Source organism: Sulfuricurvum sp. (assembly GCF_023250475.1).
GTDB lineage: Bacteria > Campylobacterota > Campylobacteria > Campylobacterales > Sulfurimonadaceae > Sulfuricurvum.
This window is the reverse complement of record NZ_JAHFAQ010000008.1, coordinates 26108-32388: the sequence shown is the minus strand read 5'-3', so window position 1 is coordinate 32388 and position 6281 is coordinate 26108. Positions and strand designations below refer to the sequence as shown.

Annotated in this window: 7 protein-coding genes; all 7 read right to left on the bottom strand. The window is 41.6% G+C overall.

All coding sequences use genetic code 11. The annotated features are described in order from the left end of the window. Window positions 1-685 (bottom strand): HAMP domain-containing protein (locus tag Q0C19_RS01830; RefSeq protein ID WP_295052279.1); only part of this gene is annotated, 685 nt, incomplete at its 3' end. A gap of 9 nt (window positions 686-694) precedes the next feature. Next, the gene (locus Q0C19_RS01825; protein ID WP_295052277.1) at window positions 695-1093 is read right to left on the bottom strand and encodes a PAS domain-containing protein; all 399 of its coding nucleotides are present in this window, start codon (window positions 1091-1093) and stop codon (window positions 695-697) included. 138 nt (window positions 1094-1231) lie between these two features. Further along, window positions 1232-2500, bottom strand: coding sequence for a methyl-accepting chemotaxis protein (locus tag Q0C19_RS01820; protein WP_295052276.1), 1269 nt, complete (start codon window positions 2498-2500; stop codon window positions 1232-1234). Window positions 2501-2512: 12 nt separating this feature from the next. Beyond that, window positions 2513-2893: a PAS domain-containing protein gene (locus tag Q0C19_RS01815; protein ID WP_295052275.1), complete on the bottom strand. Its 381-nt coding sequence runs from the start codon at window positions 2891-2893 to the stop codon at window positions 2513-2515. Between the two features lie 196 nt (window positions 2894-3089). Further along, window positions 3090-3704: a POTRA domain-containing protein gene (locus Q0C19_RS01810; RefSeq protein WP_295052274.1), complete on the bottom strand. Its 615-nt coding sequence runs from the start codon at window positions 3702-3704 to the stop codon at window positions 3090-3092. A 110-nt stretch (window positions 3705-3814) separates the two neighbouring features. Further along, complete coding sequence (locus Q0C19_RS01805; RefSeq protein ID WP_295052272.1) at window positions 3815-4003, bottom strand: hypothetical protein; 189 nt, start codon at window positions 4001-4003, stop codon at window positions 3815-3817. A gap of 1 nt (window position 4004) precedes the next feature. Beyond that, window positions 4005-6263 carry a methyl-accepting chemotaxis protein gene (locus tag Q0C19_RS01800; RefSeq protein ID WP_295052270.1) on the bottom strand — a complete coding sequence of 753 codons (2259 nt, stop codon included), beginning with the start codon at window positions 6261-6263 and terminating at the stop codon, window positions 4005-4007. Window positions 6264-6281: the final 18 nt, after the last annotated feature.

Here is a 6281-nt window from a genome sequence, read left to right as displayed (position 1 = left end):
TGGCACTGGCATCGGTCTGTGCCGCCATAGATGCCATATCGTTTGCTTTTTGGGCATTCTGTTGAACATTACTCGTCATCTCTTCCATTGCCGCCGCTGTCTCTTCCAAGCTTGCCGCCTGCTGGTTGCTCGCTGTGGAAAGAGATTCCATCGCCTGCTTCAGAAACGATGCTTCGCTTTGGAGGTTCATTCCGTTTTGAAGGTTCGCCGTAAGCATAACGGTGATCTCTTGCGAGAGATTATTGACGCCATCAATAAGAGAAGCCATTTCCCCGCGCTGATTATTTTTGTCGATTTCTGAGGTGAAATCATTCGAAGCATAGGTATGGAGCGTTTGGACGATTTGAGCAAACTGTTTGCTCAACAAAAGGGTAAATGCGTTAAAAGAGTGGGCAATAACGCTCACCTCTGTCCCGTCCCCCTCGATTTGGGTAGGCTTGAACCATCCCGATTTCATTTGGTCAAGTGCCAAAATCAACTCGCCCATCGCAAGCATATCTTTTTGTTTCGCTTCAACAATGGACTGGAGACGAAGATGGGCAATATCGGCAATATGCTGAACTTTTCGATCTGAAAAACTCGCGTTTGCATAACGGTAGCGGTTGCGTTTGCCCTCTATCACATCAAGAACTTCGTGCATGATTTCTTCGAGCAGTTGGGCATCGGTAGATTTTATTCCAAACATAGAGTTTCCTTAAAGTGTCTTATAAAGTGCAGTTGCGGTTGCAATTTCATCGTCTGTAGCATGACGTCGGCATGAAATATAATGGCGTTTTCCATCTCGCATAACCGGATATACGGTAGCATACACCCAGTAAAACTGATGACCGCCGTTGACGCTGTTTTTGACGAATCCTGTCCAAATTTTTCCTGTTTTGACGGTATCCCACAAGTCTTTAAATGCCGCGCGAGGCATATCGCTATGACGGACAATGTTATGGGGTTTTCCGATTAGATCATCGACGTGGTAGCCTGCGGCTTCACAGAAATCATCGTTAGCAAAAATAATAATCCCTTTTTCATCCGTTTCTGAAACCAAAAAGGCTTTTTCGGTGAGAACGCGTTCCGGGCCTTTTGAGATGAATATATTCATTCATTATCCTTAGAAATATGTATAGTGAAATAATGACGCTTTAGTGTTGCATTTGTGTGGCAGAATAGACAAATAGGAAGAGGGTACATAAAATATAATCCGTGTTTTCAGATAAAAGAGCGTGCAAGGGCACACTTATTAGTGCATGGAGGAAAGGATCTCCTCTTTTCCGGCAAACTCTTTTTGACTGATTTCACTATACATTTGATCCGATAAATTTTGCACGATAGTAGATAGGGAAGAGACATTGGAAGCCGTTTTTGCATTTTGCTGTGTCAATTGATCGAGTTGTCCTACTGCCCCGTTGATTTGGCTGATTCCTGCCATTTGTTCACGATTGGCATTGGCTACATCACGAACGATATCATCCGTTTGGGCAATTTTTTGGGTTATCACAATAAAACTATCCACCATGTTTTTAGACGTTTCCAGCCCGCTATGTGATTTTTCACGTGCAGTTTTTGCAACTTCTTGAATATTTTTGGCAGCTTCAGCACTCCGATTGGCAAGATTGCGAACCTCTTGTGCGACAACAGCGAATCCTCTCCCTGCATCTCCGGCAGTTGCTGCTTCAACGGCGGCATTAAGAGAGAGGATATTGGTTTGAAATGCGATATTGCCAATAATATCAACCGCCTGATTGATCGCTTCGGTTGCACTAACCATTTCACTCATCGCACTCAGACTCTCACGTGCGACGCTATTACCGCGATCAGCCGCTATTTTTGCTTCTTGGGCGATTACTGTCATCTCTTGTGCTTTTGCAGCACTGGCGGAAACATTTGCGGTGAGTTCTTCAATAGCGGCAGCGGTCTCTTCTAGGCTTGATGCTTGTTCATTCGAACTACTGCTGAGTTCATCGGAATAGTGACTGAGATCAAATGTATTGTGTCGGAGGGAGAGAGAATTGGTAAGTTGCTGACAATATTGGTCCGCAATGATATCTTGAAGTTCATTGATATGTAGATTGAGCTTTTTGATATCTTTTTCCCATCCGTCAGATTTAAACGGCATTCGTAAATCGTTATGACTGATACGGGTAAATCCGTCTTCAATTTCACAAAATAACTCTTTAAGACGACTCATCAGTCCGTTGTAAAAAATAGTCGTCTCTTTAAGTACCGTACTTCCGTTTACGGTACACTCCGCCATAGAGACGTTGGTTAGTTCTCCGGTTTTAGCACGGAAAACTGTCAGTGCTAGCATTCCGGCTTGAATATAGTTTGCATCACGTACCGTTTTATAATCATTGGCAAAATGATTGAGATCATTCAGTAAATCGTTGATCAACGGTCTCGAACTCTTCTCTTCTATGGAAGTTTCATTAACAGCTTCAAAAACAAAATCTCGACAATTCTGAATAGCTTCTTTGAGTAATAAATAATCTTTTTTTCTGATATCAAACATTTATATAAATCCTTATTTCATTGTTTTATAGAGTGCGTCATATTTATTTATTTCGGTACGAGTAGGTTTGCGACGCAGTGAGAGGTAGCGGGTTTCACCATTTTCGAAAGTGATAGGAGATACGGTGGCATAGACCCAGTAAAAATCTCCCCGTTTGGTTTTATTCTTTACAAAACCGTTCCATGTTTTTCCCTCTTTGATCGTTTTCCACAAATCGGCAAAAGCGACTTTAGGCATGTCTTGATGTCGTAGAATATTGTGCGGTTTACCGAGAAGTTCTTCCCAACTGTATCCGCTGTAGCGGATAAAATCATCATTGGCAAATGTGATAACTCCCTTTGCATCGGTTTCAGAGATGATTAGAGAGCTTGCCTCCATTTCGATTTCTGCCATAATTTTTACCTCTTTTAGTGTTGCTATGTATCTAATATTTTTGTTGTGAGGCATCGTAATGGTTTAGAGTTGCAAGTATGTTGCAAAATCAAATAAAAAAGGAAAAAAGTGATATTTTTGAGATATAAAGAAGTTCTGTGTGTAAAAAAGTAATTACTCCATTTTAGAGAGATAAAACTTCCTCAGAGAGGAAATTTTACTTTTTTCCTTCACGTGCATAGAGGGCTTTAAAAGTTGGATATTTCTTGATACTTACCGATATTGTTCCGTTTACATCAACGTTTGAAACTTCCGCATAGGCTAGTTCATAGCGATGAGTGCGATAATATTTTTGAACGTTTTGAACAAGATCGTCCAGATTTTTTTGATTCTTTTCCAATCCCAACGAAGGTTGCACGAGATTCATAAGGCGTTGTGTCGAAATTTTTTCATTTCCGTCAAAAAAGATTTTGTTGATTGCGTTAGGTTTAATCTCACGTCGCTGCATCTCTCCGATAGCTTGAGCATCAAAATCAGCATACTTACCGATTCGGATAACGACATTTTGATCGGCTTTATCTATTTTATCTACCGAGGCATAGGCAAGGATATAGTTGTTTCTATGATAGTAAGCTTCTATCTCTTTTGCCATAGCTTCAGAGTGCTGCATGTCCAACGGTGATCCGAAGTAGGGCTGTGCAACCTGCAGTAATTTTTTGGTCGGGACTTTGACATTCCCCTCAAAAGAGACTTTAGTGATTGTAGATGCTGCACTTGAAGCAAATACGGAAGCGGTAAACAAAAGCCCAAGAGCAAGAACTTTATACGACATGTAGAATCCTTTTCTAATGAATTAACCCTCATGATAAGAGGGTAAAATATAAAGAGGATTCTATTGGTTTAGTGTTGCAAATATGTTGCAACACCCATAAATCAGCGCTATTATTTTTTATTAATTTGACCCATTATACGATCAAAAAATTCCAAAAATGCCGCGGTATTTGCCGATTTTTGTTCACAATCCATTTTCTCATATTTTTCAGAAATTAAACTTTCCAATTCAATCATGATCTCTTGCATTTCAGCATCGATTTGATCGATTTTTTCTGCAGTTGCATTTAGTTTGCTCATTTTATCTCTCCCGTGAATGTAAACAATTGATTGATTTAACGTGATCTAAACCTTCAAAAACACCTAAGGTCGCTTTTTCGATCTGATCGCTTATCGCATAGATTCTTTCATTTGACTCGTTTGCCGCATCGGCATCGATCAGTGACTGAACCCCTTTATGAACCTGCTCATGTTCCAAAAGCATTGAGTGCCATTGCGGTGTTGAAGCATAGGGCATATGTTTATGTTCATCAATCCATTTGCCTAATGCACAGTCATGATGCCCTGTCACACGCCACGGCTCGGATGAAGCTTTGATTTTTCCGTAGTTGTTCTCCTTAAACGTAATATGATCGAGTTTCAGCTTTGCCGTATCAAACAACAATTGCGTATCGCAAGTACGTGCTTCATACTCTTTATCGTAACGAATACGCGAAAGCATTAGCTCGAACTGCTCGGTTTTAGAGACTATTTCGCCGGCGATCTCGGCAACGTTGCTGGCCGTTTTGGCATTTTGCTGAGTCATTTGATCGAGCTGACTCACCGCATCGTTTATCTGATTGATTCCCGCCATTTGTTCACGGCTTGCATTGGCGACGTCGCGCACCATATTATCGGTATGAACAATTTTTTGGGAAATCAGGGAAAAGCTGTCCATCATATTTTGAGAGGTTTCAAGCCCCCCGCGCGATTTATCACGTGCGGTACGAGCAAGTTCCTGAATTTGTTTGGCGGCTTCCGCGCTACGATTGGCAAGATTTCGTACCTCTTGCGCAACAACGGCAAACCCTTTTCCGGCATCTCCTGCCGTTGCCGCTTCAACGGCGGCATTGAGACTGAGAATATTGGTTTGAAAAGCGATATTCTCGATAATCTCAACCGCATGATGTATCGCTTCGGTAGCGCTGACAATTTCTCCCATAGCGTTCAAACTCTCATGGGCAACCTTATTCCCTTTTTCGGCAGCATTTTTAGCTTCTTGAGCTACCCGTGTCATTTCATCGGCTTTAGCGGTATTGGCCGCAACGTTTGAGGTAAGCTCTTCAATCGCCGCTGCCGTCTCTTCCAAACTCGATGCCTGTTGATTGGCACTGGTACTGAGTTCATCTCCCGAAGAACTTAATGCCGTCGCTTCACTGTTAAATTCACGTGAAAATTTTGCAATCACGGCAAATATTTCACTGTTGCTGGTTGCCATCGAATTGGCCGCATTCATAATCGACGCAAAAGATCCTCCGATAAGTGCATTTTTAGCAGAAACAGATTTTGAATAATCTCCGTTGGCTATTTTAGTCATAATGGCGATTAAATCCGCAAATGTACGTTCGATTTCATCGACCATTTTGTTGAGTGAATCGGCTAGAGCATTCAGATTCGTATCACTGTAGTGAGTTGAAATCCGATTGTAAAGAAGTCCTTTACCGATAAAGTCGGAAACACCTGCAAAATCAACAATGCTTTGTCGCTGCTCGGCAAATTTTTTCTCAAGAATTTCGATATTTCGATTAATTTCTATGGCCAATCGTCCAAACTCATCATTGCCCAGATCGGGAATCAAGGCCGCTTTTTCTTGTTCGCCCCCTAGAAATTGGAAAAATGAAACTAATCCGTTTTGCGTTTTGGACAAAGAGTCTTTAATCTGCGATACGATCATCAGCATAACCAGCCCCAAAGCAGTAATCATGACCACTCCGCCGATTCCGGCCAAGATACTCCAGATAACGATATGATGTTTGAATGTCTCCTGCATTGTGGAAGCTTCTTTTGTTTTTGATTCCACTAATCTTTCCATCGACTTGCGTGATGCTTTGGCCATAGGTGAAAAATTATGATGATAATAGGGATAGAGGTCGGTTGCACTTTTATTTTGACTTTTGAGGGTATACATCAAATCGGATGACGCCGTTATAAATACCATAGCATCTTTTTGCGCTTGCTGTTGAAGCATTTTTTGAGAAGAATCAACGCAGGCGGCTTCGGTCTCTTTGAAATGGGATAGGATTTTTTGCCGTGTTGCATCCAATTTGGCGAGATTTTCATCCAAATCTCCCCCCAGCATAATTTCACGGGTGATACGGCTAAAATAATTAAGCTCTTTTTCCGTTTCCAAAACGGCTTTGACCCCCTGATAACTTTGGGCTTCAAACGTATCAAACTCTTTGTTAAGCGACATCATCGCCCCGATAGCCAATAATGTCCCAATCCCGACCGCTATCGATGTTAAAATCATCATAAATCCGAGTTTTTTAGTGACGGAAATCTTTTGCAACCATTTTTTCATGCCCAAGTCCTTGTCTGA